At 71.5% G+C, this 25,539-nt stretch carries 22 protein-coding genes; 8 read left to right on the top strand and 14 right to left on the bottom strand.

The annotated features are described in order from the left end of the window. Window positions 1-15: 15 nt before the first annotated feature. The 8 genes from ACZ68L_RS10960 to ACZ68L_RS10925 all read right to left on the bottom strand — a co-directional run bounded on the left by ACZ68L_RS10960 (window position 16) and on the right by ACZ68L_RS10925 (window position 10,078). The gene (locus ACZ68L_RS10960; protein WP_469576034.1) at window positions 16-1,569 is read right to left on the bottom strand and encodes an FAD-binding oxidoreductase; all 1,554 of its coding nucleotides are present in this window, start codon (window positions 1,567-1,569) and stop codon (window positions 16-18) included. Further along, a complete protein-coding gene (locus ACZ68L_RS10955; protein ID WP_469576033.1) occupies window positions 1,566-3,239 on the bottom strand; it encodes a glycerol-3-phosphate dehydrogenase/oxidase in 1,674 nt (557 codons plus the stop codon). Before ACZ68L_RS10955 ends, ACZ68L_RS10960 begins: the two co-directional genes overlap by 4 nt. A gap of 76 nt (window positions 3,240-3,315) precedes the next feature. Continuing rightward, window positions 3,316-4,887, bottom strand: a complete 1,572-nt coding sequence (locus ACZ68L_RS10950; RefSeq protein WP_469576031.1) for an FGGY family carbohydrate kinase — start codon at window positions 4,885-4,887, stop codon at window positions 3,316-3,318. A gap of 92 nt (window positions 4,888-4,979) precedes the next feature. Further along, a complete protein-coding gene (locus tag ACZ68L_RS10945; RefSeq protein WP_469576029.1) occupies window positions 4,980-6,419 on the bottom strand; it encodes an MFS transporter in 1,440 nt (479 codons plus the stop codon). A gap of 467 nt (window positions 6,420-6,886) precedes the next feature. Further along, window positions 6,887-8,368, bottom strand: a complete 1,482-nt coding sequence (locus tag ACZ68L_RS10940; RefSeq protein ID WP_469576415.1) for a peptidoglycan recognition protein family protein — start codon at window positions 8,366-8,368, stop codon at window positions 6,887-6,889. Continuing rightward, window positions 8,268-8,831, bottom strand: coding sequence for a hypothetical protein (locus ACZ68L_RS10935; RefSeq protein ID WP_469576413.1), 564 nt, complete (start codon window positions 8,829-8,831; stop codon window positions 8,268-8,270). The genes ACZ68L_RS10940 and ACZ68L_RS10935 overlap by 101 nt, the downstream gene beginning before the upstream one ends. Beyond that, the gene (locus ACZ68L_RS10930) at window positions 8,729-9,256 is read right to left on the bottom strand and encodes a hypothetical protein (protein WP_469576027.1); all 528 of its coding nucleotides are present in this window, start codon (window positions 9,254-9,256) and stop codon (window positions 8,729-8,731) included. Before ACZ68L_RS10930 ends, ACZ68L_RS10935 begins: the two co-directional genes overlap by 103 nt. Before the next feature lie 93 nt (window positions 9,257-9,349). Then, complete coding sequence (locus ACZ68L_RS10925; RefSeq protein ID WP_469576026.1) at window positions 9,350-10,078, bottom strand: nitroreductase family protein; 729 nt, start codon at window positions 10,076-10,078, stop codon at window positions 9,350-9,352. Between the two features lie 278 nt (window positions 10,079-10,356). Between ACZ68L_RS10925 and ACZ68L_RS10920 the strand changes: the two genes are divergently transcribed. From ACZ68L_RS10920 to ACZ68L_RS10910, 3 genes are read left to right on the top strand one after another with little or no spacing between them, the layout of a single operon-like run. Continuing rightward, complete coding sequence (locus ACZ68L_RS10920) at window positions 10,357-10,590, top strand: acyl carrier protein (RefSeq protein ID WP_469576024.1); 234 nt, start codon at window positions 10,357-10,359, stop codon at window positions 10,588-10,590. Then, window positions 10,587-11,837, top strand: coding sequence for a beta-ketoacyl-[acyl-carrier-protein] synthase family protein (locus tag ACZ68L_RS10915; RefSeq protein WP_469576022.1), 1,251 nt, complete (start codon window positions 10,587-10,589; stop codon window positions 11,835-11,837). The genes ACZ68L_RS10920 and ACZ68L_RS10915 overlap by 4 nt, the downstream gene beginning before the upstream one ends. A gap of 19 nt (window positions 11,838-11,856) precedes the next feature. Next, on the top strand, window positions 11,857-12,756 hold the full coding sequence (locus ACZ68L_RS10910) for an alpha/beta fold hydrolase (RefSeq protein ID WP_469576021.1): 900 nt from the start codon (window positions 11,857-11,859) through the stop codon (window positions 12,754-12,756). 169 nt (window positions 12,757-12,925) lie between these two features. Here ACZ68L_RS10910 and ACZ68L_RS10905 read toward each other — a convergent pair whose 3' ends face one another. Further along, window positions 12,926-15,343, bottom strand: coding sequence for an endonuclease/exonuclease/phosphatase family protein (locus tag ACZ68L_RS10905; RefSeq protein ID WP_469576019.1), 2,418 nt, complete (start codon window positions 15,341-15,343; stop codon window positions 12,926-12,928). 305 nt (window positions 15,344-15,648) lie between these two features. Here ACZ68L_RS10905 and ACZ68L_RS10900 point away from each other — a divergent pair, with 305 nt between their 5' ends. Next, window positions 15,649-16,455, top strand: coding sequence for an ArsR/SmtB family transcription factor (locus ACZ68L_RS10900; protein WP_469576411.1), 807 nt, complete (start codon window positions 15,649-15,651; stop codon window positions 16,453-16,455). Window positions 16,456-16,719: 264 nt separating this feature from the next. Here ACZ68L_RS10900 and ACZ68L_RS10895 read toward each other — a convergent pair whose 3' ends face one another. Beyond that, window positions 16,720-17,088 (bottom strand): nuclear transport factor 2 family protein, encoded by a 369-nt coding sequence (locus ACZ68L_RS10895; protein WP_361452235.1) that lies wholly within the window; start codon window positions 17,086-17,088, stop codon window positions 16,720-16,722. Between the two features lie 323 nt (window positions 17,089-17,411). Then, a complete protein-coding gene (locus tag ACZ68L_RS10890; RefSeq protein WP_469576018.1) occupies window positions 17,412-17,864 on the bottom strand; it encodes a DUF5709 domain-containing protein in 453 nt (150 codons plus the stop codon). Window positions 17,865-18,125: 261 nt separating this feature from the next. On the opposite strand from ACZ68L_RS10890, the gene ACZ68L_RS10885 reads away from it, so the two are divergent. After that, window positions 18,126-18,356 carry a DUF6296 family protein gene (locus tag ACZ68L_RS10885; RefSeq protein ID WP_404249755.1) on the top strand — a complete coding sequence of 77 codons (231 nt, stop codon included), beginning with the start codon at window positions 18,126-18,128 and terminating at the stop codon, window positions 18,354-18,356. 21 nt (window positions 18,357-18,377) lie between these two features. On the opposite strand, the gene ACZ68L_RS10880 is transcribed toward ACZ68L_RS10885, so the two are convergent. Both ACZ68L_RS10880 and ACZ68L_RS10875 read right to left on the bottom strand, forming a co-directional pair. Continuing rightward, entirely contained in the window at window positions 18,378-18,803 is a 426-nt protein-coding gene (locus ACZ68L_RS10880) for a cold-shock protein (protein WP_469576017.1), read from the bottom strand. A gap of 112 nt (window positions 18,804-18,915) precedes the next feature. Then, window positions 18,916-19,791 carry a DMT family transporter gene (locus ACZ68L_RS10875; RefSeq protein ID WP_469576016.1) on the bottom strand — a complete coding sequence of 292 codons (876 nt, stop codon included), beginning with the start codon at window positions 19,789-19,791 and terminating at the stop codon, window positions 18,916-18,918. Between the two features lie 130 nt (window positions 19,792-19,921). On the opposite strand from ACZ68L_RS10875, the gene ACZ68L_RS10870 reads away from it, so the two are divergent. Next, a complete protein-coding gene (locus tag ACZ68L_RS10870; protein ID WP_469576014.1) occupies window positions 19,922-21,097 on the top strand; it encodes a winged helix DNA-binding domain-containing protein in 1,176 nt (391 codons plus the stop codon). Between the two features lie 61 nt (window positions 21,098-21,158). Here ACZ68L_RS10870 and ACZ68L_RS10865 read toward each other — a convergent pair whose 3' ends face one another. Beyond that, window positions 21,159-22,001 carry a helix-turn-helix transcriptional regulator gene (locus ACZ68L_RS10865; RefSeq protein ID WP_469576012.1) on the bottom strand — a complete coding sequence of 281 codons (843 nt, stop codon included), beginning with the start codon at window positions 21,999-22,001 and terminating at the stop codon, window positions 21,159-21,161. 180 nt (window positions 22,002-22,181) lie between these two features. On the opposite strand from ACZ68L_RS10865, the gene ACZ68L_RS10860 reads away from it, so the two are divergent. Both ACZ68L_RS10860 and ACZ68L_RS10855 read left to right on the top strand, forming a co-directional pair. Then, window positions 22,182-23,858, top strand: a complete 1,677-nt coding sequence (locus ACZ68L_RS10860) for an AMP-binding protein (RefSeq protein ID WP_469576011.1) — start codon at window positions 22,182-22,184, stop codon at window positions 23,856-23,858. Next, complete coding sequence (locus tag ACZ68L_RS10855) at window positions 23,855-25,516, top strand: AMP-binding protein (RefSeq protein ID WP_469576009.1); 1,662 nt, start codon at window positions 23,855-23,857, stop codon at window positions 25,514-25,516. The genes ACZ68L_RS10860 and ACZ68L_RS10855 overlap by 4 nt, the downstream gene beginning before the upstream one ends. The last annotated feature ends 23 nt before the right edge of the window (window positions 25,517-25,539 follow it).

The raw sequence follows: 25,539 nt of genomic DNA, 5'->3' as shown, positions 1-25,539 counted from the left end.
TCGCGGCTGCTGAGGTCAGTTCAGCGGGGACGTACCGAATCGGCTGGGAAGGCCCAGTTTGCCAGGGTTGAGAATGCCCGCCGGGTCCAGGGCGTTCTTCACCGCGACGAAGGTCGCGAAGCCCGCCCCGAGGGATTCCTCCAGGTAGGGGCCGCGCAGCAGACCGCAGCCGTGGTGGTGGCTGAGCGCCGCCGCGTGCTTGATGAGCACGGCGTTGGCCGCGTCCCACACCGCGCGGTACCAGTCGCGGCGCGACTCGGGGGCGACGTTCCCACGGAGCGAGAAGTAGACGCAGGCGCCGTCGGTGTACGCGTGGGACTGGTGGGCCGAGGCGGCCAGGGTGCCGTGCACCGACTGGATCGCGGCGACCACCTCGTCGTAGATCACCGGGAGATCGGTCCAGGACGCGGCCATCTCCAGGGTGTCGGCGACGAAGCCCGGACCGGGCTTGAAGCCGTCGGCGGACTTGCCGACCAGCATCCGCTCGTCCAGCCAGCGCTCGAAGACGGCCTCGCTGTCCAGCTCGGGGCCGTACGCCTCGCAGACCTCCTTCGCGACCTTGATCGAGGCGTCGACGAGGGCCGGGTCGCCTTCGTCGGCGATGAGGAGGAGGTTGGTCTCCGGGCGGCCGAAGTGGGTGCCCGACTCCAGGGCGTCGTACAGCCGAAGGACGGCCGGGGTGGCGCCGCGCTGCATGATCCTGCGGCAGGCTTCCAGGCCCTCGGCGAAGGTCTTGAAGCCGAACGCGACGGCGTTCGCGTATTCGGGCAGCGGGTGGACGCGCAGCCGCGCCGAGACGATCACACCGAGCGTGCCCTCGGAGCCGACGAACAGCTGGCGCAGGTCCGGACCGACCGCGGCTCGGGCGTAGTCGCCGTACGTGGCGCGCGTACCGTCCGCGTGCACGACGTCGACGCCGACGACCATGTCCTCGATCTTGCCGTAGCGCGTGGAGAGCTGACCGGCACCGCGGCAGGCGATCCAGCCGCCGACCGTGGACACGGCGAAGGCGGACGGCCAGTGGCCCGTGGTGACGCCGTACTCCTCCTGGAGCTGCTTCTCGAAGAGGTCACCGAACATGCCGGCCTGGACGTCCACGACGTTCGACTCGGCGTCGAAGCCGGTGATCCGGTTCAGCCCGCAGACGTCCAGGACAACGCCGCCGAAGACGGGGAGCGCCGCGCCCGTGACGTTGGAACGTCCCGCGGACGGGGTGACCGGGATGCCGGCCTCGTGGCAGATCCGCAGCACGGCCGCGACCTGGTCGGCGTCGGCCGCCTCGACGATCACGGCGTCCGGGGTCGCCGGACGGCCCTCGGTCTCGCCGATCATCGAGCCGGCCCACCAGTCGCGGGTCCGGGTGACGACCTCTTCGCGGGAGGTGTGCACGGCGTGCGCGGCCTCGCGCAGCGCCTCGATCACGGTCTCGGGGACCTCGACCGGGTTCACCTGGAGGGCGGCCTCGCCGTCCCCGATCGGGGTGTTCTGCGCCCACTTGGCGAAGCTGGGAGCGCCGATCGTGTAGTTGCCCCGGTTGAACGGGTGGGTGATGGTCTGACGGCTGATCATGCTGCTGCCCCTTCGAGGAGTACGGACTTTTCGTGACGGACGGCTGCGAGGTACTCGGCGACCGAGCGCTCGACCTCCGCCTCCGTGAGGTTCAGTTCCCGGCCGAGGATCGCGCCGACGGCCTCGGCGGCGTCGACGGACGCGTCCCGGGCGAACAGCCGGGCCCGCGTCCGGCGGGAGAGCACGTCGTCGACGGAGCGGGCCAGTTCGGCGCGGGCCGCGTAGACGACCTCGGCCCTGGTGTACGGGAGTCCCGCGACGACCGGTTCGGCCAGCGTCGGGTCGTCCTGGATGAGGTCGCCGACGAAGCGGGCCTCGGTGCCGAAGCGCTCGCCGAGGTGCGCGGCGATGCCACCGGACGCGGCGACGGCCTCGGCGTCGTAACCGGCGCCGCCGAGCAGCGGAAGGTCGGCGGTGCGGCTCTTCCCCTTGCAGCCGAGGACCGTCATCACCTTGTCGATGACGAGCTCGCCCATGTGCCGGCTGGTGGTGAGCTTGCCGCCGGTCACCGTCACCATGCCGGTGCGGCCGACGGTGATGTGGTGGTCGCGGCGCATGTCGAGCGTGGCGCCCTCCTTGCCGCCGACCAGCGGACGCAGGCCGCCGATGGAGCCGACCACGTCGTCCGGGGTGAGCTTCCCCTCGAAGGCGGTGTTGGCTCCCTCCAGCAGGAAGTCCATCTCCTCGCGGGTGCAGTGCACATCGTCGGGGGAGCCCTGGTAGTCCTCGTCGGTGGTGCCCAGCACGACGCTGTTGCCCCAGCGGGTGCAGGTCGCGCGGCGGGCCCGGCCGGGGATCGGCACGGTGACCGTGCAGTTGATCCGGACCTTGTCCCACGGCACCACGATGTGGACGCCCTTGGCGGGCCTGACCTGCGGCTTGTGACCGTCGTCCGCCTTCGCGTCGAGCTCGTCGGTCCACACCCCGGTCGCGTTGACGACGGCCCGCGCGCGGATGTCGAGGGTGTCGCCGTCCGCCGTGACCCGGGCGCCGGACACCTTGCCCGTCTGCATCAGCAGGCCCTCGGCCCTGGCACCGTTGAGCACCGTCGCGCCGAGCGCGGCGGCGGTCCGGACGATGGTGAGGACGAGCCGGGCGTCATCGGTGCGGGCGTCGAAGTACATCAGCCCGCCCTTGAGGTTCTCCGCGCGCAGCGTCGGCGCCTGCGCGAGGACCTCGGGCACGGTGAGCCGCTGATGGAGCTTGCCGATCCGCCAGCCGCCGACCAGGTCGTACGTCCACAGCAGGCCCTCGAAACCCTTGGCGAGGCGGGCGTCGAAGATGCCCTCCTTCTCCAGGATCGGGAAGAGGAACGGCAGCCGGTGCACCAGATGCGGGGCGTTCTTGCGGAAGCGGTGGCGCTCCAGGAGCGAGTGGCGGACCAGGTTGACGTTGCCCTGCTCGATGTAGCGCAGGCCGCCGTGCACCATCTTCGAGGACTTCGACGACGTGCCGGAGGCGAAGTCGTCCTTCTCGATCAGCGCCGCGCGCAGCCCGCGCGAGGCCGCGTCGAGCACGGCGTACGCCCCGGTGATGCCGCCGCCGATGACGAGCACGTCGTACGTGTCGTCGGCCAGCCGGCGCTTGAGGGCCGCCCGGTCGAGCAGCAGGGGCGTTCGGCGGGTCGCCGCGGCGCTGCGCCGCGGTTTGCGGGCGGGCATGGTGATCACAACATCAACTCCTGGTGTTTCGGTGCGGTGGCCGCGTGGTCGGGTACGGGCCACCGGTGCGACGGTCGGGGGGCCGTCAGTGGGGGGTGTGGGGATCGGGGTTGTTCAGGGGGAGCAGCGCGGGGTCGTCCAGGTGGGCGATCAGCACGTCGCGCCAGGCGGCGCGCTGTCCGGCGCGCTCGGCCGCCGTGATCGAGGGCTCGAAGATCCGGCCGTGCGGCTGGGCCTCGACCACCTCTTCGAGCGAGGACCACAACCCCTGGGCGACGCCCGCCAGATAGGCGGTGCCGCGCAGGCTGGCGGTCGCGGAGTCGGAGACCCGCTCCAGCGGCAGACCGGTCAGATCGGCCTGGATCCGCATGAGGGGGTCGCTGCCGGAGACCCCGCCGCCGACCCGGAGCCGGGTGTACGGCGTGCCCATGGTGTCGGCGACCCCGTCGATCAGGTCGCACACCGAGTGCGCGATGCCCTCCAGTACGGCGCGCGCGAGGTCGGCGCGGGTGGTGGCGAGGGTGAGCCCGGTGAGGGACGCGGTGGCCTCCGGGTGCCAGACCGGCGTACGGACCCCGGCGAGCGCCGGGACGAAACGCGGGGTGCGGCCCGGCCGGGTGGGGACCCGGCCCGCTTCCTCACCGAGCTCCTTCGGCGATGCGAACAGCCCCAGGTCGTCACAGAGCCAGCGCAGCGCCGAACCCGCCGTGGAGGTATAGGCCTCCAGGCTGTAGTGGCTGATGTCGCCCTGCCGCCGGCCGGGCTGGGCGAGCACCCCGGAGATGTCCGGCCGGGGCAGGGCGGGTGTGGTGCCGGTCGCCGCGTCGACGAAGGCGCCGGTTCCGTACACGCACATGCCCTGCCCGGCGGCGAGGCCGCCGAGCGCGACGAGTGCGGCGTGCTGGTCGCCCATGGAGGCGGCCAGCGGGACGGCGATGCCGAGGGCGGCCGGGTCGGTCGTACCGAATCCGGCGTCGTCGGAGCGGAGCTCCGGCAGCAGGTCGAGGGGGAAGCCGAGATGGCCGATCCACTCCTCGTCCCAGGCGTGCCGCTCCAGCAGATAGCCGCCGGTGGAAGCGGCGTTGGTCGGGGTGGTGGCGTGCACGCCGCCGCCGGTGAGACGCCAGATCAGCCAGGTGTCGACGGTGCCGAAGAGCAGCCGGCCGTCGCGGTGCGCGGCGGCCACCTCGGGGTGTCCGGCGATCTGCCGGGCGGCCCAGAGGAACGGGGCGCGGGCGCCGACCGGCCGGCCCTGGCGGGCCAACAGCGCGGCGTCCCACTCCGCCTCGTACGAGGTGAGTTCGTGCGCGTACCGCCGGTCCTGCCACACCACCGCGGGCAGCAGCGGCCGCCCGGTGACCCGGTCCCACAGCATCGCGGTGGCCCGCTGGGTGGAGAGCGCCACCGCGGTGATCTCGATGCCTTCCTCGCGAGCCCGGCCGACGGCCCGGCGCGCCACCTCGACGGTGGCGGTCCAGATCTCCATCGGGTCCTGCTCGACCGAGAGGTCGTCCGGATGGCTGACCTTGATCGACCGGTAGAACACCTCGTGCGCGGCGCCCGAGTCGAGAACGACTCCGGCCCTGGTGCCCGTGGTGCCCTCGTCGATGGCCAGCACGCCGCGCCGTGGGGCGGCGCCGGGGAACGTCTGCGTCATTGCAGCCCTTTCATCGCGAGCATCGCGAGCTGTGCGGAGGGATACGACAGGGGGAGGGGACCATCGTGTGGTGCGACAGGTCCGGCGGCGGGTCAGCGCGCGGTCGCGGAACGGTCGGATCGCGTCGCGGTGGCGTCACGGTCCTGCCCGACGGCCTCGTCGGGGGACGCGGCCTTCGTCGGGTCCCACTTGATCGCCAGACAGGTGATCAGTCCGAGCAGTGGTACGACGGAGAGCACCAGGAAGGTGTCGGCGAGTCCGAGCGAGTCCTTGATCTGCGGGAAGACATAAAGCCCGACGACACTGCCGAAGCTGCCGACCATCCCGGTGATCCCGGTGCCCAGCGCGCGGACGTCACTGCTGTACGAGAGCGCGGCGATGGACTTGCCGTTGGCGCCGGGGCCCGCCGAGTGGCAGAGGATGAACAGGACCGGCAGCAGGAACGCCACGGCCGTGGGCACCTTCTCGAAGGTCAGCCCCATCGCGAGCAGCGCGACGAAGACCCCGGCGAAACCGGCGGCGGAGCTGAGCCGCAGCCCGAGCCGGCGGCCGAAGTACGCGGACAGCAGGCCGCCCGCGATACCGAAGGCGTTGAAGACCATCGAGCCGATGGTGGCCTTCTCGAAGCTCTCGCCGAAGATCGTCAGGCTGATCAGCGGGAGGTACCAGCCGACCGCGAAGTACTGCATCGACTGTCCGAGCGAGATCGCCGAGGAGAGGATCGTGCGCGGCAGGTACTCGCCCTTGAAGAGCAGCCCGGCCTGGCGGAAGCCGATGGCGGGTGCCTCGGTGGCGGCGCGGGTCGCCTCGTCGGGCTTACCGGCGACGGCCTCGATCCGGTAGATCTTGTCCAGGTTGACGACGGCCTCGTCCAGCCGCCCCTTGCTGGCCAGCCAGGTGGGGCTCTCCCGGAGCATCAGCCACTGGCCCAGGAGCAGCGCGGCGGCCACGACCGCGGCGGAGCCGACGGACCAGCGCCAGATGTCCGCGCCGACGTCCAGATTGAAGAAGACCAGGGCGAGGGCGAGGTTGCTGGTGGTGGCGACGTACCAGACGGCCTGCCACAGGTTCAGCCGGCCGCCCAGCCTCGCGGGCGTGTACTCGGCGAGCAGCGCCATGGCGACCGCGAAGTCGATGCCGTACGCGACACCCACCAGGACCCGGCCGAGCCAGACGACGGTGAAGTCACCGGCGAAGGCGGCGAGCAGGGCGCCCGCGATGGCGAACACCTTCGCGATGAGCAGCGGGGGAACGCGGCCGATCCGGGTGGCGAGCCAGCCGCCGACCGGATTGAAGATGATCGCCAGGGCCGGAGCGGTGGCCGTGAGGATCGAGACCTGAGTGCTGGTCAGCTCCATCTGGGACGTCATCGGCCCCAGACCGGCGCTCAGCGCGGCATTCGAATAGGCGTCGAGAAACAGCCCGCCGAACACGAGAAACCAGATGATTTGCGCCCGGCCGGTGATCTTTCCCAGCCCATCGATGAGCGCAACGACGTCGGAGACGCCTTTGACGCTCGGACGTTGTGCCATGAATCCGCCTTCGAGGAAGACCCATCGGCGGCACGGGGAGCACAAAAAAACAGGCATGACGAAACCACCGACAGGTGGTCTATGTCTGTGCCTGTCAAAACACTGCGGAAAGCGCCGCAGCACGTGAACTGCAAAGAATGCGAACTACGCAGTGAGGTTAAGAACGAGTCAGGAGAAACGTCAAGGGTTTCCGGCCGGTTACCTAAACGTGATGCGGGGCTCGGCGCTACGGATGATGCCCCGGCGGGCCCGCCGACGCTCGCGAAGCTCGCGGCGAGGCCCCGGCGATGTGCCGGTGCGTGCTCCATCGCCGTCGGGGCGGCGCCGCCGCGGGATGGGCGGCACAGATGGTGCACGGCGGACCCCGCGGCCGGCACCCGGGAGAGCGTCCATGGCTCAGGGGAACGGCGGCACGCGAAAAGGCGGGGTGGTGCGCGATCCGCACCACCCCGCCGCGACGATGTCCGTCAGCGGCCCGCCTGCAGCGCCGCCCAGGTGGCCGGCCCCGCGATGCCGTCGGCCGTGAGTCCCCGGCTCGTCTGGTAGCCGCGCAGCGCCGTCGCCGTCGCCGGTCCGAAGCTCCCGTCGATGTCCACCGTCGAGCCGAGCGCCGCGGTCAGTGAGCGCTGGAGCCGTGTCACCGCCTCGCCCGAGTCGCCCTGCTGGAGTGTCGTCGCCGCGCCGGCCGACAGCAGCGCGGTCCAGGTCCTGGCTCCGACGACGCCGTCGGCGTCCAGCCCGTGGACCGCCTGATACGCGGTCACCGCGCTCTGCGTGGCGGGGCCGAAGCTGCCGTCCACCGAGCCCGCCGGGTGTCCCTGCTCGCCCAGCAGCTGCTGAACGGCCTTGACCTGGGCGCCCGTCGAGCCGCTGCGCTGGGTCGCGTACGCGGTGAAGCTCAGCCCGTCCCTGCTGCCGCCGCCGGTGTTCCCGCCGACCAGTTCCATGTAGCGCGTCCAGTCCCAGTAAGGCCCGGGGTCGGTGTGGTCGTTGCCCGGCGCTTCACTGTGCCCGATGATGTGCGCCCGGTCCTTCGGGATCCCGTACCGGTCGCACAGGTACGTGGTCAGGGCCGCCGACGAGCGGTACATCGTGTCCGTGAACCAGGACGGGTCGTCGATGAACCCCTCGTGCTCGATGCCGAGCGCCGAGGCGTTCGCGCTCCGCGCGTGGTACGCGGTGTCGCTGTCACGCACCATCTGCGTGATCTGACCGTCGGAGGAGCGCACCACGTAGTGCGCGCTGACCTCCGCCACCGGGTCCTGGAACCAGCTGATCGAGCCCGCGTACGAGCCCTGCGTGACATGGATGATCACCTTGTCGATCTTCGCCGAGCGGCCGACGGCGAAGTTGTTCGCGTTGGCCGGCACCCACAGCGCCGACGGATAGTCGGGGCTCTGGGTGCGCACCTCGGTGGCGGTGAGCGAACCCTTCTGGGGCGAGACGGGGCGGCCCGTCACCGAGATCCGCTCGCCGCCGGGGACGACGGCGTTCAGCCCGTCGGCCAGCAGGGTGTAGACGGTGTCCGCGTAGAGGGCCGCGGCCGGCCCCCGCGTGCCGCTGTACCGGGCGACGGCCGGGTACCAGGCGTTGATGTCGTCGCGCTCCCCGGCGTCGAGGCCCAACGTGTCCGCGTAGCCGCGCAGCACCGCGGCGCCGCCCAGGATGTTGGCCGCGGTGTCGCCGCGGAGGTCGGCCAGGGGCTCGCCGGTGAGAGCGGCGGCCCGCTCCAGCGTCCGGTTCAGGGGGTTGCTCACCAGATGCATCACCCCGTAGCCGTTCGCCTGGCTGGGGCGCCCGGAGTGGCCGTCGAGACGGGTCTCGCCGTATCCGACGGCGGCGAGCAGATCACGCGGTACGTCGAACTTCGCGGCCGCGCGTGCGAACGCCCGGTTCATGGGGTGGTCGTCGGACTGAGCGGCGAAGGCCGGGGTACCGGCCGCGGCCAGCGCCGTGACGGTGAGGGCCGCTAGGACGGATGCGCGGGCCCTCGTGTGGACGGCGGCTCGTCTGGGCATACCTGCTCCTGCTCTGTGGGGGAGAAGAACGGCCCCCGGGCCCGTGCGGGACGGGCCGAGGGGCCGAAGCCCGCACAGGGTATCTACGTGTCCAGGGCATGACAATCACCTGTCGGTGTGTCGAACTTCCTTTCACCCGGACGCGGTTGGACCGCAGGCCGGAAGGGCGGGCGGGGCGCCGCCCGACGACCGCTGCGGCGGACACCGGGCAGGGGTCGGGGAGTGTCCGGCGCCAGACGCGCACCACACCCCGATCCCGCTCGGCGACGAGCCGCAGCGCCACATCGGTGATCATGTCCTCCTGACCGCCGGTGTATCCCGCCTCGCCCACCCTCCGCGGGATCTCGTGCGCCGGGACGCCGTACCGCTCACCGGCCCGCTCCGCATGGCGCAGGGAGCTGGAGTACCCGCCCGCATTCCCCTGGGTGATGGCGGCCCGGTCGGTGTCGGCAGCCTCCGGATGAACGGCCGGGCGAACTCCTCGGCCGCGGCCGGCACCTGCTGGGTGTCCACCCCCGTGGGTACGCCCATCTGCTCCAGCACCGGCACCAGGATCTCGGTGGGCGAGTTGCCCGCCCCCGCGCCCGGCGCGCACAGGGTGCCCTCGATCTGCCGGGCTCCCGCCTCGTACGCGGCCAGGGAGTTGGCGACCCCGAGCGCCAGGTCCTGATGGGCATGGATGCCGACCCCGGCGTCGTCGCCCCCGGGCCCGCACCCGCTCGGCGGACGGGTCGTCGGCGGCGGCCCGCGAGAGCGTGCGCAGCCGGTCGTCGAGGTCCCCGGCCCGCTCGCGAACGGGCGGACCGAGGCGCCCGCCACCGACCTCCTGCTGATCGCGGCCGAACGCCGGGCCGCCGGCACCCGACGGCCCGGCTCCCGCCGAACCGCCGGGGGCCGGGCCGGTACGCCGTGCTACCAGCGGTCGCGGTGGATGACGTCCGCCACCGGACGGCGGCTGACCGGACCGAAGTTGCCCTTCGGCCACCCGACCGGAATGGCGGCGAAGGTGTGCATGTCCTCGGGAATGCCGAGGGCCGCCTTCCATTCCTGCTCCAGCATCAGGTGCCAGATGGTGATGTTCGCCGCGAGCCCCAGAGCGCGGGCGGCGAGCAGGATGTTCTGCACGCCCGGGTAGACGCAGGAGCCCTCGGCGAGAGCCTGGAAGCGTGTCTGGGTGTTCACCATGTGCTCGGTCCCGGCCGGACCGAGCGCCTGCGCGGAGGCCAGCAGCCCCTCCTCGTCCAGACGCGGCTCCGGGAACCGGTAGCACGGCACGATCAGCGCGGGCGTATCGGCGAAGTGGTCCCGCTGGTACTCGATCGCGGCGACCATCCGGCCGTACGCCGTGTCGTCCATGCCCTTGGGCGCGTACTTCCCGGTCGTCGCCAGATAGGCGTCCACGCACCGCTTCCACAGCGGCGCGAGGCGCGCCATCACCTCGCGGTCGGTCACGACCACGTACTCGTAGCACTGCATGTTGCCGCCACTGGGACCCCAGACGGCGGCCTGTACGAGCTGCTCCAGCGTCTCGTCGGGCACCGGTTCCGGCTTGAGGCGGCGCATGGCCCGCATGGTGGACATCGTCGCGAAGAGCGCGGGTTCAGTGGTTCCGGCCCCGGCTATCGGCATATCTGTCGTCATGATCGCGGAGTCTACGGGCGAGGCCCCGCGACGGGGAGCCGTGCCGGCCGGCCCTCGGACGGGGCTCGCCGGGCCTGCTCCCGCCGCCCGCGTCGGCACGGTGCGGACCGATGGATTCGTACACCTGCACGACCCCCCTCCGCACGGGGGAACGCGGACCGGAACCACCTTCGCGAAGGCGTATATATGGTTCCTCCGGACCGGCCGGCGTCCCCCGAATGGCACTCACCTCCTCACGCGGCAGGGCGTCACCGCGTACAAGCGCGCAGGAGTGCCGCATGAGCACGGCAGAAGAGATCAACACCTTGCTGGTGGCGAACTTCGGAACCGACCCCCTCGCCATCCGGCCCGAGGTGTCACTCCGTCAACTCAGGCTGGACTCACTGGCCCTGGAGGAACTGCGACTCCTCATCGAGGACCGGATGGGCGTCGATCTGGACGATGTCGAGCTGACCTCGCGGGACACCGTCGAAAGGCTCGTGGCCGCCGTGCACGGCAAGGCCGCCGCATGACGGCCCGCCCGTACCGCCTCGCGCCGTTCGCCGCCGCCGTCACCGGGATCGGCCTGGTCACCGCGGCGGGTACGGGGGCCGAGGCCACCTGGCGCACGGTCTCCGAGGCCGCCACCGCCCCCTCGGTGCTGCGGCGCACCGAACTCCAGGGCCTGCCCTGCGACTTCATGTACACCATCACCGGCCTCGACACGAGGGCCCTGCTCGGGGTGGCCGCCGCGCGGCTGATGGACCGCTTCTCGCAACTCGCCGTCCTCGCCGCGCGCGAGGCCGTCGCCGACGCCGGACTCGACCCCTCGGTCTGGGACAGCGGGCGGGTCGCCGTCGTCATCGGCTCCGCCCACGGCGGACTGCCCTTCTACGACGAACAGCACGCTGTCCTCGCCGGGCGCGGCGCGCGCCGTGTCTCCCCCAAGCTCGCCCCGCTCACCGTCGTCAACGGCGCGGCCAGCAGCGTCGCCACCGACCTCGGCGCCCACGGCCCGAGCCAGGCCGTCTCCACCGCCTGCTCCTCCGGCACCGTCGCCATCGGCACCGCCCACCAGATGCTCCGGACCGGAGCCTGCGACATCGCCGTCGCGGGCGGCGCCGAATCGACCTGCTCCCGGCTGCTGATCGCCAGCGCCTGCCAGCTGAAGGCCGTCTCCACCCGGCGTGACGACCCCGCGGCGGCCTGCCGCCCCTTCGACACCCACCGGGACGGCTTCGTCGTCGGCGAGGGCGCCGGACTCCTCGTACTGGAACGGCCGGAACACGCCCGAGCCCGGGGCGCCACCGTCCGCGCGCACCTCGCCGGATACGGGGCCTCCAGCGACGCCCACTCCGCAGTCGCCCCGGACCCCGAGGGACTGGGCATCGAGCGGGCGCTGCGCACCGCGCTCGCGGACGCCGGAGTCGGCGCCCCGGACATCGGCCATGTCAACGCCCATGGCACCTCGACCGTCTCCAACGACCTCATCGAGGCGACGATGCTGCGCCGGGTCCTCGGCGAGCACCCCCTGGTCACCTCGACGAAGGCGATGACCGGGCACACCCTCGGCGCCGCGGGCGGCATCGAGACCGTCCTGACCGTGCTGGCGCTCGAACACCAACTCGTGCCGCCCACCGTGAATCTCGACGCTCCCGACCCCGGGATCCCCCTCGAAGTGGTGCGCAAGGAGGCCCGGCGAGGAGTGTTCGACGCGGCCGTGAAGACCTCGCTCGGCTTCGGCGGCCACAACGCCGCACTCGTTCTCACCAGGGCCTGACCCGGAAGCGAGGACCACCATGGCCGAGGAGATCATCCGGACCCTGTCGGTGCACGGGCTGCGCTACGGCTACCGGGTCCTCCCGCAGCTCTCGCCCCGGACCGAGCCGGTCGTCGTTCTCGGCGGGGCGCTCCAGGGAATGTACGGCTGGCCCCAGATGGACGACCACCTGGGGCCGCTCGCCTCCGTGGTCACCGCCGACCTGCCCGGTATGGGCGGCGCGGACCCGCTCCCGCCCGGTGCGGGCGACGACGTGCTGTACGCCGCCGTCGCCGGAATCATCGAGGACCTGAACGTGCCGAAGGTCAATCTGTTCGGCTTCTCCTACGGCACCTCGATCGCCTTCGGCTGCGCGCAGCGGCACCCCGGCCGCATCGCCCGACTGGTCCTCGGTGGTGTGCCGGCCCATATCGGTGACGGCCAGCGGGCCCAGTGGGGCCGGGCCGTCGACCGGCTGGAGTCCGGCGACATGGAGGGGCTCGCCACCCTGGCCGCCGCGGCGCTGATGTGCCTGGACCCGGAACGCAAGGTCCACCGGCGGGAGTTGGCGCAACGCTACGTCCGGCGTTCGTTCCTGTACGCCCTCACCCATTCGCCGCACGCCGCGCGGTCGCTGCACCGGGCGCTGGGACACCGGCCGGACTTCTCCGGCGGACTGACCGGCGTACCGGCCCTCCTCTTCGCGGGGGAGCACGACACCGTGACCTCGCCCGAACGGCAGCGTGCCTTCGCCGCCACCATCGAGGGCAGCAGGTTCGTCACGATCGACGAGTCCGACCACTGGGTCGTCCTGGAGCGCCCGGACGATGTCGCGGACCTGGTCGCCCGCTTCTTCACCGACCGTCCGCTGGAGCCCGCGCCGGGCCTGGCCGCCCTGCCGCGTCAGTCGACGGGCGTGCGGCCGGTGCCGAGGGCCTGAGAGCCGGACCGGGCATCGGCGCGGGCGGTGGTCCGCCCCAAGGGCTGTCCCGTAATCCCGAGCGGGCGTGGGATGACGGGACAGCACTTGGAACGACGCGAGGGTGGGGCCGACCGGTGGCCGGTCGGCCCCACCCTCGTGGCCCGCGGCGTTCGCGCGGGCCCGGAGGTCAGTGCCCGTTGGGGCTCGGGGCGTTGACGTCCACCCGCACGACCTGCGGGTCGTGGTCGCTCGCCTGGTCGGCGAACTCCGCGTTGATGTGGACCACGTCGTAGTCGAAGCGACGGACGCCGGGGCTGGTCAGGATGTGGTCCAGCGTCTGCGAGTTGCCCTCGTACACATAGCTGTACTGCTCGCTCGCGGGCAGCGTGGTGATCAGCGGCTTGAGCACCTTGCCGTTGGTCAGCGCGTCCATCGTCGGGGAGAAGGCGAAGTCGTTGAGGTCGCCGAGCGTGATGATCCGGGCCGAATCGTCGGCGGCCAGCAGCGACTTGACGAAGGTGTTCACCTCCGTCGCCTGCTTCACGCGCTTCGTCTCGGAGCTGCGCTTCGGCGCCTGGTACCGGCCGTGCAGGGGCTGGTCGCCGCCCTTGGACGTGAAGTGGTTGCCGATGACGAAGACCGGCTTGCCGTGGAAGCGGAACTCTCCGACGAGCGGCTTGCGGCTGTCCGCCCACGCGTCGCTGGTCGGGGTGATCCGGCCGGGCGACGCCGAGAGCGTCACCCCCTTCTTCGTCCGCACGGCGGTCACGGCGGTGGTCGCGTCGCCGCCCGCGCGGTCCACGAAGTCGACCCTCTTGGGATTGAAGAGGAAGACGTTGCGGATGTTGCCGCCCGGTTCGCCGCCGTCCTTGTTGTTCTCGGGGGAGATGTACCGCCACGCGTACCGGGGACCGCCCGCGGCGACGATCGCGTCGGTGAAGCGCTTCAACGTCGCCTCGGCGCCGACCGTGCCGTCGTTCACCGCGCCGTTGTCGTCCTGGATCTCCTCCAGCGACACGATGTCCGGGGAGGAGAGGTTGGTCGCGATGCCCTCGGCGAGGGTGTCGAACTTGGCCTGCTCGTCCAGGGCGTCCAGGTTCTCCACGTTGTACGTGGCGACGGCGAGCTCGTTGCCCTTCTGCTTCCGGGTGACTTCCCGCCGGAGATGGTTGTCGGTGAGCGTGCCGAGTTCGGTGGCCTGGAGGTTGTAACCGCCGAACGACGCGTAGTCCATGACACCGGTGGTGGCGCCGGACAGCACATCGCCCACGTCGGCGACGGGGACCGGGGCGGCCGGGTCGAGGGACATCACCTTGATGCGGCCGGTGTTCTGGTCGTTGTAGGAGGAGTACAGCGTGCCGCCCCGCCGGGTCCGGTTCTCGTCCGGCTTGACGGTCACCCACACCTCGTCGTACGCGGTCGTCGCACCCGTCACCCGTGTGTCGGAGATGCGGACGCGGGTGCCTTCGAGCGACTCGTAGAGGTCGAGGGCGTACGCCGAGGGGGCGAGGGCCAGCGAATCGATCGAACCGCCGTCCGCCGAAGGGGCGTAGGCGTCCGGTACCGAGGCCGCGTCGAGCACGACCGGGGCCGGCAGCGCGTTGCCCGAGGACAGCACGGTCGTCTTCGGGGCGGTGATCTCGGTGATCGACTGGGTGGTCGACGAGGGGTAGTACTCGTCCACCTTGCCGCTGACCAGCACCGAGTCGCCCACGGCGACCTCCGGAGCGGTGGAGCCGGTGAACACGAACACGCCCTCGCTGGTACGGGGGTCCGCGTCCGGCGCGGGGTCCTGGATCCAGAAGCCGCGCGAACCGGTGGTACGTACGCCGGTGACGATGCCGGGCACCCCGGTCACCGACCGGCCCTTGAGCGGCGACACCCGGGTGGTGCCCTGGATGTCGTGGATCCGGACGGTGCCGGGCTCGGTCGGGCCGCCGGGGTCCACCGGGCCGGAGCCGCCGGACGTCTCACCGGCCGAGTTGACCGGTGTCGGGTCGCCGGCGGTGAAGTCGGCGGCGTTGTCATCGGTGTCGGCGAGGGACGCACCGCGCGCCACCGAGAAGGTGTTCGACGCTCCCGCGGCCGGGCCGCTGCCCTCCCGTACGACCGCGGAGCCGTAGCCCACGCGGTCCACGATCCGGGTGTCGGCCGCGCAGTCGGCAGCCGTCTTGCAGGTCAGCGGGGTCGTGCCGGAGACGAGCGCGACGGTGCCGCCACCGGCTGCCATCGCGACCGTGCCGGTGGTGTCCGGCGTCGGCAGCGCGACGGTGCCGCCGGTGCCCGCGGCCTGGGCGACGAGATAGCGGCCACCGGGGGCGATGGAACCGCTCAGTGCGGAGACCTGCCACAGCGATCCGGCGGACGGGGCGGCGGGCAGGTACTGGACGCTGAAACCGGACAGGTCGTAACCGGCGGAACCGGCGTTGGCCAGTTCGATGAAGTCGCGGCTGAGTGTGGCACCCGAGTTGCCCCCACCGCCGTACACCTCGGAGATCACGGCGGTCGAGGACGGAGTCGCGAATGCGGCGGGCAGCGCGGTGGCCGAGAGCGTGACGGCGACGGCGCCGGCCAGGAGGACGGTACGGGGTCTGGATATGTGCACGGTGAGCTGCTCCCGAAGTGTGGTGAGGGCAAAAGCTATGCGCGTAGAACCGGCTGTGACAAGACATCAGAAGCTAATTCCAGAAATCGCTCAGGCGGCCGGGAGGTGTGCGGGCGAGCAGTGGGGGTGGGAGGTGCGAAGGCGCGGTGGGTGTCTTCCGGCAGCCTCGGCCGATGGAGGCCGCCCATCGGCGGCCCGGCTCGTGGTGGGCCCCGCGGCTCCGGCTCGCCGTGCAACCGAAGGGTTGCCTATGGTGGAGAGGGAGGCGGGGGAACGAACTGGTGAGGGTGGTCCCGATGGCGGCGTTGGACCCGATATTCAAGGCGCTCGCCGATCCGAGCCGCCGGGAGCTCCTCGACCGGCTCGACGCGCGGGGCGGCCAGACCCTGCGCGAGTTGGGCGAGGGGCTGGGCATGAGCCGGCAGGCGGTGAGCAAACATCTGGCGGTGCTGGAATCGGCGCTGCTGGTCACCGCCGTGCGCCGGGGGCGGGAGAAGCTGTACTGCCTCGACCCGGTGCCCATCCAGGAGCTCGCCGACCGCTGGATCGGCCGGTACGGGCGCCGCCCGGCCACGCTGTCCCACCTTGAGCAGACCGCGGAAGGAACGGTCATGGACAAGCCCGAGTTCGTCTACGCCCTCTACATCCAGACCACCGCCGAGAAGCTGTATCGGGCGCTGACCGACCCCGAGTTCATCAAGATCTACATGGGTGGTTACGGCCCCGAGTCGACCTGGGAGGTCGGCGCGCCGGTGCGGTGGAAGATGGACCCGGACGGTGAGTTCGAGGAGGTCGGCCAGCGTGTCCTGGAGGCGGAGCCCGGTGAGCGGCTCTCGTACACCTGGCACACTCTGCAGCCCATGCACCGTCAGATGTTCGACTTCGCCTCGGACGAGGAGTGGGAGAAGGCCGTCCGGGAGCGGTCGAAGGTCGCCTTCGCCATCGAGCCCGCCGACGAGCCCGAGCTGGGCATCAAACTGACGGTCACCCACGACGGGTTCGACAGCCCGGAGAGCAGGATGCTGGAGGGCATCAGCGACGGCTGGATCGCGATCCTCTCCTCGCTCAAAACCCTTCTGGAGGGCGGGAAGTTCCTCGATGAGCCGGCCTGACGTCGCGCCGGTCCGGCGTCGGCCCCGGCGTGGCGAGTCCGCCACGGGGCCGCCGGAAACGAGGAGCGCCCCCGACGGGCCCGGCCTCGACTGGGAACCGCCCGAAGGCGTCCCTGCCGAGGACGGGACCGAGGGGGGCGATCAGCCGCCGCGCCCGCGTCGCGGAACTCGCCGTGCGCGGGCGGCTGAGGAGCCGTCCATGGGACGGGCGGCTCGTCGGACGGCCGGTGCGCTCGGCGCCGACCGGTCTGTCCTGTCGGCGGATCAGGCTCCGGGCACGCGGTCGAGGAAGCCGCTGACCGAGGCGATGCGTCCGTCCTCGGCGAGGGCCAGCACGTCCGACCCGGCGACGGGTGCCGAGCCGTCGGCGGAGGAGACCAGTTCCCAGCTGAAGCGCACGATGTCGTGGTGCCCGTCAGGGGTGCCGGTCAGCCGGAACTCGAAGCCGGGGAACTGCTGGTGGGCCCCGTTGATCGTGGCCGTGAGCTCCTCGTGACCGCGCACGTCCGCCAGCGGGTCGGTGTAGGTGGCGCTCTCCGTGAAGGCAGCCGCCACGGCCTTCTCCAGGTCCTCGGGGGTGGCCGCGTTCCAGGCGACGAAGTAGCGCTGAACGGCGTCCTCGTATGCGGTCATCGTGCTGTCCTCTCCTCGCGTCCCGGTCCCTGGGGCCGGGCTCCCGTGTGCTGGTGAGGAACACGATGTCCGATGGCGCGGAAAGCGTCGATTACCTCCGAGGTCATGGTCCGGACCTCGGAGGTGAGGTGTCACAGCGCAGTAAAGCGGAAGTAAAGACTCGCGGGTGTGGTGTGCAAGGGTGCCGATGTGCAGGAGTGCCGGTGTGCGAGGAGTGCCGGCGTGTGCAGGAGTGGCGGTGTGCGAGGGAGTGCCGGTGTGCAACTCCGTCGACGCGAGGGCGTGTCGTGTGGGGAGGCGGGGCGGGCGCAGGGAGTGCCTTCTCAGCCCTGGCTGTCCGGAACCACGTGCATGGCCGCTTCCTCGGCCGATGCCGCCGCTCCGTCGATCCCGACGTCCTCGGCCGCCAGGGTGTCCGGCTCGTTGATGTCCAACTGCCGGGTGAGCCGGCCGGCGCGTACCGTACCGACCTCCCCGTCCCACAGTTCGCCGTCACCGCCGGAGAGATCACCCAGGCCGTCGCCGGTGATCTCGGTGATCTCGGGCAGCTCCCGGGCCAGGCGGCTCTCCAGCGGCTCGCCGCTGCGCTGTTCGGCGGCCGTGGTGCCCTGGTCCTCCACCGCCCACGGCCGCTCGGGCGGGGAGTAGCCCTCGTCGAGCAGATCGGTCAGGCCCCGGTTGTCCAGGGTGTCCTCGATGTCGAGCTGCTCGGCGGGGTCGGAGGCTTCCGGCTGTTGGGGCTGGTAGACATCGTCTCCCATGTCGGCATCCTTCATGGTGTGTCCCTTCCCGGCTCCGGGGTCCCGGTCACGCATGCCGCGCACGCGAAACCGGGGGAAAGGGGGCGTATCTGTGCTGTGTGCCCGATTGCTGGCGAACCGCCCGTATGGCTTCAGGATAAGTGGACCGGGCACGAGCCCGCAGCCGTGGCCCGTCGGCCGGGCACGACGGGCCGGACCGAGGGACGATGGAAGCAGGAGAACGAGGGAAGGCGCGGACGGACCTTGTCCCGCGCCGTCCGTATCGGGAGAACCGCCATGGATTACCCGGAGAGCTACCAATTGGTATTTCAGGCGTCGGCCGTGGAGGACGACACGGTGACCGTCCGGCGTACGGAACAGTCGGGCGCGGGCGGGTATCCGATCTACGAGGACGAGACCGGAATCGTGCGCGCGGAGATCAGTGACCGGGGCGAGGTGCGCATGATCGCCAGCGGCGGACACCAGGTGCTGGGCACCCCGCTGGTGGTGCGGGAGCCGACCGCCTGAACGCTTGTGCGGGGCGTGCCGTCAGCCCTCGGTCCAGCCGTGGTTCTTGGCGAACTGCAGCAACCCGCCCCGGATCTGCAGGATCTGAGCGCCCGTCAGTGAGGGTGCCGACTCCAGCAGGACGTCGGTGACCTCCTTGGTGTACTCGGCCGCGCTGAGCACATCGCACAGCGTGTCGTCGTCCGCGGATCCGGCGATGCCGACCGCGGCGGGCCGCGGGGGAGTCAGCGGCTTCCCGTCGGGGCCCTCGGCGAGCCGGACGGACGACGCCTTCAGCCCCCGGTCACCGTCCTCGATCTCGAACTCGACCGCCGTGCCCGTGTGCACATAGGACTCGGGGATCAGCATGTCGTTGACATGGAGGAACACATCCTCACCACCGTGATCGGGTGCGATGAAGCCATATCCCCGTGCGCCGTCGAACCGCACCACACGACCGGAAACCACACCAACCCCCAAGGAAGAACCGGGCCCCTCGCCCCTCGCCACACATGGCTCGATCGGAGAATAGCCCCGTGGGGTCGGACCGCGCGACCGGATCCCGGTAATCGCGGCGAGTTCACCTGAGCCTGCGGGCGGCCGGCGGCGCGGTCCCGGACGCCAGCGGGGAGCGGGCCAGCTCGACGCAGCCCACCGTGATCAGGGCGACCGCGACCAGTTCGGGCAGCACCCACCACCCGGTACGCAGCTCCTCGCCGAAGAGCGTCACCCCGTACACGACGCTGATCAGCGCGTCGCCGAGGGTCAGCGGCGGCTGGACGGCGACCAGCATGCCGGCCTGGAGCGCGTTCTGGAGGAGGAACAGCGAGCCCACTCCGGCCGCCGCGGTGGCGTACAGCTGCCAGGACGTGAAGAGCGCCGCCGCTCCGCCGCCGCCTTCGAGCCGCGCCATGGCGTCCTTCATGAGCGCGGCCGTGAGCGCGTACCCGCATGCCGCCGCGAGGCCGAGCAGTGCGCCCCGGGGGTTGCCGCGCGTGCTCAGGGCCGCTCCGATCAGCACGGCCTCGAAGATGCCGGTCAGGATGAGTGCGGGCACCCAGACCGCGCCGTGCACGGACGTGGCGCCGCCGCCCGGTGCCGCCGAGGCCATGCCCAGGGCCAGCCCCAGGGTCACCGCCACCACCGCGTACCAGAGCGACCGGGGCAGCCGGACCCGCATAACGAACCCGGCCATCAGCAGCGTGGCCGGCAGTTCGATCACGAAGATCGGCTGGACCACGGCGATCGGACCGGTGGCCAGCGCCACGGCCTGGCAGACGGCCGCGACGATCACCAGGCCGATCCCGGCGAGCCACACCCGCCGCCGCAGCAGATGCCCGATCAGCGCCAGACGCATCGCCTCGCTGTCGGGGACGGTGCGGGCGGCGCGGCGCTGGAGGACGGAGGCCGCGCCGTTGCTGAACGCGGTCAGGACGGCGAACAGGACACTGATCACCCACCCATGATGCGGGCGGTGGACCCGCGATCCGGGGTCCTGCCGTCCGGCGGCATGGCGGGGCGCACTGCTCGGGTCCGGGCCGCCATGCGGACCGAAGGTGTCCGCGACTCCACGTAGCGTGCCGTTCATGTCAGCGAAGAAGGACCCCGCCGCGCCCACCGTGCTCTCCCCGCGCGTGCTGGGCCGCGCCACGCTGGAACGCCAGCTGCTGCTGCGCCGGACCACGATGTCCGCGAAGGGCGCCGTCGAGCAGCTCGTCGGTCTCCAGGCGCAGAACACCAAGCCGCCCTATTATCAGCTCCTGGCCCGCCTCGACGGATTCGACCCGGCCGAGCTCGCCGGGCTGATGGAGTCCCGTGAGGTGGTGCGCATCGTCACCCTGCGCTCCACCATCCACCTGCACACCGCCGCCGACGCGCTCACCCTGCGCCCGCTCGTCCAGGCGGCGCGCGACCGGGAGCTCAGGGCGTTCCGCAAGGGGCTCGTCGGAGTGGACCCGGACCGGCTCGGCACGATCGTCAGGAAGCTCGTCGAGGAGCGGCCCCGTACCCCCCAGGAGATCCGCGAGGCACTGCTCGCCGAGTGGCCCGACGCCGACCCGCAGTCCCTGGGCGTGGCCGCCCGCTGTCTGCTGCCGCTGGTCCAGGTCACCCCGCGCGGGGTGTGGGGCAGGAGCGGAGGGGTTGCGCTGACCACCGCCGAACACTGGCTCGGCAGCCCGTCCGGGCCGGTGCCCGCACCCGATGCCACCGTGCTGCGCTACCTCGGCGCCTTCGGGCCCGCCTCCGTCCGGGACATGCAGGCGTGGTCCGGACTGACCCGGATGCGCGAGGTCTTCGAACGGCTGCGGTCGCGGCTCATCACCTTCCGGGACGAGAACGGCGTCGAGCTCTTCGACCTGCCGGACGCCCCGCGCCCCGACGAGGACATCCCCGCCCCGCCGCGCTTCCTGCCCGAGTTCGACAATGTGCTGCTCGGCCACGCGGACCGTTCACGCGTGATCCCGCCGCGGTACCGGGGGCGCAACGGGAACGGCAACCAGGCGTACGGCACGGTGCTGGTCGACGGATTCCTCGCGGCGATCTGGCGGCTCGGTGACGGGTCCGGGTCCCGTTCCGGTTCCGGCCGGGCGGCGGCCCTCACCGTGCAGCCGCTCGGCAGGCTGAGTCGGGCCGATCGCGACGCCGTCACCGAGGAGGCCGTACGGATGCTCTCCACCGTGACGAGGGCCGGGACGGACGCGGTCACCGAAGCGACCGGATACGACATCCGGTTCGCGACGTTCATCGACTTCGGGCCGTGAGCGGCGTCCGGTGCGCGACCCGTGGAGCGACGGCCGCCGTCCGGTCCCGCGTACCCGCCCCCTACGGCAGCAGCCCCGCGCGTCGCGCCGCCACCACCGCTTCCAGACGGGTGTGCGCCCCCAATTTGCGCATCGCCGAACGCAGATACCCCTTCACGGTCTCGGGCCGCAGCCCCAGCCGCTCCGCCGCCACCGCGTTCGTCGTCCCCGCCGCCACGCACGCCAGCACGTCCACCTCGCGCGGTGCCAGGTGCACGGCGCAGGGTTTGGGCACACGGGCCCCGGCCGCTGTGGCGAGCCGCCCGCACACCGCGAGCAACTCGTCGCGCAAGGCCGGGTCGACGACCTTCGGGACCAGCGCGCGCAGTTCGCGATGGGCCTCGCGGACGTCCTCCCAGGCCCCCGGCGCGGCCCTCGGGTCCGTGACCTGCTCCCGCGTCACGGCCAGAAGCTGCTGCACCTCGTCGCGTACGACCAGGGCCTGCTCCACATCACGGGCGGCGGCGACCGCCGCGTCGAACGTCCGGTCCCCGAGCGTGACCGGCTCGCGCAGCGCCCCGTACAGCACGCCGCGCACCCTGCGCCGCACGACGACGGGCACCGCCACCACCGAGCGCAGACCCTCCGCCGCGACCGCCATGTCGTACTCGTGGCTGATGTGGCGCGAGGAGCGGTAGTCGGTCACCGCGCACGGCCGGGACAGGGCGATCGACTTGCCGCCGAGCCCACTGCCCGCCGAGATGACGAGTCCACGCAGGGCGCCGGTCTGCGCCCCGTTCAGCTCGGCGATCCGGGCATGGCGGGCGTCCGAGAGCAGCCCGCCGAAGGCCACGGGCACCCCGCTGGTCCGGCGCAGCCGCAACAGCGCCGCTTGCATCTCCACCGCATCGACGGATTCCGGCACGCTGACGCCTTTCTGCCCGGCTCCCGAGGCCCGGCAGCCTCCCGGGCACGCCCTGAGGACCTCGGCCGGGCCGGGATCCTCAGCACCTTTTCGGCTGCACCCCCGTTCGGGGGTGGTGAGACCTCGGTCACTGTTTACATGATGTTAAGCGACCGGTCCGGTCCGCAATGAGGAGGGCACATGTCGGCAACCAGCGCGACGGAGACGTTCCGGGCCGCCCGGGACTTTCTGCTGCGGCACCGCGAGGACTACCACGCCGCCTACGAGGGCTTTTGCTGGCCGCGGACGGACCACTTCAACTGGGCGCTCGACTGGTTCGACGCCATCGCCGAGAACAACGACCGCACCGCCCTGCACATCGTGGAGGAGGACGGCGGCCGTACCGAGGTGTCCTTCGCGCGGATGTCCGCCCGCTCCAACCAGGCCGCGAACTGGCTGCGCGCCCAGGGAGTACGGGCCGGGGACCGGATCCTCGTCATGCTCGGCAACCAGGTCGAGCTGTGGGAGACCGCCCTCGCCGCGATGAAGCTGCGCGCCGTCGTCATCCCCGCCACCCCCCTCCTCGGCCCGGTCGATCTGCGCGACCGGGTCGAACGCGGCCGGGTCCGGCACGTTCTGGCACGGGACACCGACACCGCCAAGTTCACGGAAGTGCCCGGCGACTACACCCGGATCGCCGTCGGCGCGGACGTGCCCGGCTGGCTGTCGTACACCGGTGCCGACGAGCGGCCGGAGACCTTCGAGGCGGACCGTGAGACGGACGCCGACGAGCCGCTGATGCTGTACTTCACCTCCGGTACGACCGCCAGCCCCAAACTCGTCGAGCACACCCATGTCTCCTACCCCGTGGGCCACTTGTCGACGATGTACTGGATCGGCCTCAAGCCCGGGGACGTCCACCTCAACATCTCCTCGCCCGGCTGGGCCAAGCACGCCTGGTCCAACCTCTTCGCGCCCTGGAGCGCCGAGGCGACCGTCTTCATCTTCAACTACACCCGCTTCGACGCGGGCCGGCTGATGGGCGAGATGGACCGCTCGGGCGTCACCAGTTTCTGCGCCCCGCCCACCGTCTGGCGGATGCTGATCCAGGCCGACCTCTCCCAGCTGAAGACCCCGCCGCGCGAGGTCGTCGCGGCAGGGGAGCCGCTGAACCCGGAGGTCATCGAGACGGTGCGGCGCACCTGGGGCGTTACCATCCGGGACGGTTTCGGCCAGACCGAGACCGCGGTCCAGGTCGCCAACACCCCCGGTCAGCTGCTGAAGGCCGGTTCGATGGGACGGCCCAGCCCTGGTTTCAAGGTCGAGCTCCTCGATCCGGTCACCGGTGAGCCGGGCGCGGTCGAGGGCGAGATCTCCCTCGACCTGTCCGTGCGTCCGGTGGGTCTGATGACCGGGTACCACGGTGACCCGGACCGGACCGCCGAGGCCATGGCGGGCGGCTACTACCGCACCGGTGACATCGGCTCCCGCGACGAGGACGGCTACATCACCTACGTCGGCCGGGCCGACGACGTCTTCAAGGCCTCCGACTACAAGATCTCGCCGTTCGAGCTGGAGAGCGCCCTGCTGGAGCACGACGCGGTGGCCGAGGCCGCGGTGGTCCCGGCCCCCGATCCGGTACGGCTCGCGGTGCCGAAGGCGTACGTCGTGCTCGCGGAGGGCTGGGAGCCCGGACCCGACACGGCGAAGGTGCTCTTCGAGCACTCCCGCGCGGTCCTCGCCCCGTACAAGCGGATCCGTCGGCTGGAGTTCGCCGAGCTGCCCAAGACCGTCTCCGGCAAGATCCGCCGCATCGAGCTGCGCGAGCGCACGGCCCGCGGCACCGGCACCGAGTACGACGAGGGGGATCTGCGATGAGCGAGCTGTCCTACGCGCACGGCACCGGGACCACGGCGCTGCTCGACGACACCGTGGGACGCAATCTCGATCGCGCCGTCGCGGCGTTCGGCGAGCGTGAGGCGCTCGTCGACGTCGCGTCCGGCCGGCGTTGGACGTACGCCGAATTCGGCGCGGCGGTCGACGAGCTGGCCCGTGCGCTGATGGCGTCGGGGGTGGCCAAGGGGGACCGGGTCGGCATCTGGGCGATCAACTGCCCCGAGTGGGTGCTGGTGCAGTACGCCACCGCCCGCGTCGGAGCCGTCATGGTCAACGTCAACCCGGCCTACCGGGCGCACGAGCTGGGGTACGTCCTGAAGCAGGCCGGGATCTCGATCCTGGTCGCCTCGCTCTCGCACCGCACCAGTGACTACCGCGCCCTGGTCGGGCAGGTGCGTGCCGACTGCCCCGCCCTGCGCGCCGTGCACTACATCGGCGACCCGAGCTGGGACGAGCTGCTGGCCACGGCCGGATCAGTGACGGGCGCGCAACTCGCCGCCAGGGAAGCGGAGTTGTCCTGCGACGACCCGATCAACATCCAGTACACCTCCGGCACCACCGGCTTCCCGAAGGGCGCCACCCTCTCCCACCACAACATCCTCAACAACGGCTACTTCGTGGGGGAGCTGATCTCCTACACCGAACAGGACCGGGTCTGCCTGCCCGTCCCCTTCTATCACTGCTTCGGCATGGTCATGGGCAACCTCGGTGTCACTTCGCACGGTGCCTGCATCGTGATCCCGGCTCCGGCGTTCGAGGCCGCGGCCGTGCTCGAAGCCGTTCAGCAGGAGCGCTGCACCTCGCTGTACGGCGTCCCCACTATGTTCATCGCGGAGCTGAACCTGCCCGACTTCGCCTCCTACGACCTGTCCTCGCTGCGCACCGGCATCATGGCCGGATCGCCGTGCCCGGTCGAGGTGATGAAGCGGGTCGTCGCCGAGATGCATATGGACGAGGTCTCCATCTGTTACGGCATGACGGAGACCTCGCCGGTCTCCACCCAGACCCGTCGTGACGACGACCTGGAGCGCCGCACCGGCACCGTCGGCCGGGTCATGCCGCACCTTGAGGTCAAGGTCGTCGACCCGGTGACCGGCGTGACCGTGGAGCGCGGCGCGGCGGGCGAACTCTGCACCCGCGGCTACAGCGTGATGCTCGGATACTGGGAGCAGCCCGAGCGCACCGCGGAGGCGATCGACGCGGCCCGCTGGATGCACACCGGGGATCTCGCCGTGATGCGGGAGGACGGCTACGTACAGATCGTCGGCCGGATCAAGGACATGATCATCCGCGGTGGCGAGAACGTGTACCCGAGGGAGGTCGAGGAGTTCCTCCACGGGCATCCGAAGGTCGCGGATGTGCAGGTGGTGGGCGTACCGGACGACACGTACGGCGAGGAGGTCCTGGCCTGCGTCATCCCGAGGGACCCGGCGGACCCGCCGACCCTGGAGGAGGTGAGGGACCACTGCCGCGGACAGTTGGCGCACTACAAGATCCCGCGCCGGCTGCAGATCCTGGAGACCTTCCCGATGACGGTCAGCGGGAAGGTCCGGAAGATCGAACTGCGGGAGGCCCACGGCCGCCAGGGTCCACCGTCCGGATCAGGGCGGGTCGGCGAGGGGCACGCGAGCCCGGCCTGACCCGAACGAGAAGCTCCGGGACC

The organism is Streptomyces sp. NPDC104309 (assembly GCF_055584025.1).
The sequence above is the reverse complement of the archived record's forward strand: the minus strand, read 5'-3'. Positions and strand labels throughout refer to the sequence as shown.